1 protein-coding gene is annotated in these 1528 nt (G+C 43.0%); it reads left to right on the forward strand.

The features are described from left to right. The first annotated feature begins 157 nt into the window (after positions 1–157). Positions 158–1357: an IS4 family transposase gene (locus POTG_RS22495; protein WP_009227155.1), complete on the forward strand. Its 1200-nt coding sequence runs from the start codon at positions 158–160 to the stop codon at positions 1355–1357. Positions 1358–1528 lie beyond the last annotated feature (171 nt).

A 1528-nucleotide genomic window follows, 5' to 3' on the forward strand; every position in this document is an offset into this window, starting at 1 on the left:
ACTCGCGTTGCATTAACTTTTCAAACGATATTTCAAATCAACAATTTACTAAATTTGCAAATTATAGGCTGGTTTTCATGTACAAAAATAAAGAAATCCCCTAATGTTGAGTTGATCCAAAGGTTATCCATCAACCTCTCAACAAAAGGAGATTTCTATGGATAACAGTACAAATTTAAGTGTCATATGTCAATGTCTACAAATGTTAAATATTAATTCTTCCCGAGATAGCGTTTTGGATTATCGTGCTCGCAAGCTTTTTGTCGGTTCTTCCCTACTGCTGTTCATTGAAGCCCAGTTACAGCAACGAGAGTCTTATGCTGAAATGTCCGAGCATCTTGAAGCCAATGAAGACTTTCAAGCGATACTTGGTGGACTTGAAAGCATAAGCCCATCCCAACTCTCGCGGAAAATGAAGAAGCTTCCCCTAGAGAACCTTCACCTGCTTTTCATGCAAGTAACGAGACAAATCCAACAACTAACGGAGAATAAGCCAGGAATCACGACTAAGATCGGAAAGCTCGCGATCATGGATTCTACTCAAATCACCTTGCCAGCGATTCTTTCCAAATGGGCTTACTGCTCTGCATCCAATCACGGCGTGAAAATGCACACTTCACTTCTAGTCGTCGACGCGAAGACGATGGTTCCAGATAAAATCATCGCCTCAACCAAAGATGTCGCAGACCACGAAGTTGCCCCAAACTTTACGGTCGATAAAGAAGTGACCTATGTGATGGACCGGGGCTATCAGGTGCACAAGCATTTTCAAGCCTGGGTGGACCAAGGGATGAAGTTTGTGGCTCGGGTTAAGGATAATACCCGATTGACGATCCTCAAGGAACGGGCTCTTCCCAAGCGGGGAGATTTCATTCGGGATGCGGATGTAACTCTGCCAGGGCAGCAAATGAAGTTGCGACTCATTGAGTTTCAGGATCAGCAAGGTCGTTTATATCGCCTTGTGACAAGTCGCATGGATTTATCCGTGCACCAAATTGCAGATGTATATCGGCATCGTTGGCAAATCGAGCTATTCTTTAAATGGATTAAGCAACACCTCCGTTTAGTGAAGCCTCATGGGTACACCGCAGAAGCCATCTGGAACCAGATGTATATCGCGTTGATATCCTATGCTCTGTGCCTGTTGCTACGCCTGAAGCTAGAGTGCAAGCAAACCGTTTGGCAGTTACTTCGATTGATTCGACTCTATGCCGATCGGTCATGGACTAGGCTGCATGAAGCCTTATTCAAAAAGCCCACACGGAGTTCAAAAGGACGAACGAAGCGAAACGGTCGGCCCCCCAAGCAGGCGAACAAATCGATGAAGCCACGAATCATTGTAGAAGTATTGAACTAAATACTTAAATTTTAAAAAATGGGTAACGTGCGGGTTTAATCCCCTCTAAACTTTTTCAAATTTAAGCAAAGTGTGTCTGTAAAATATATACTAATATGGTTTATATATACTATATCGTTGTTCTGTATTTGTCTGAATCAAAGCAGAAAGAAGTCTTAATGCAACGCTAGT

Origin of the sequence: Paenibacillus sp. oral taxon 786 str. D14 (assembly GCF_000159955.1) — a bacterium.
GTDB lineage: Bacteria > Bacillota > Bacilli > Paenibacillales > Paenibacillaceae > Fontibacillus > Fontibacillus phoenicis.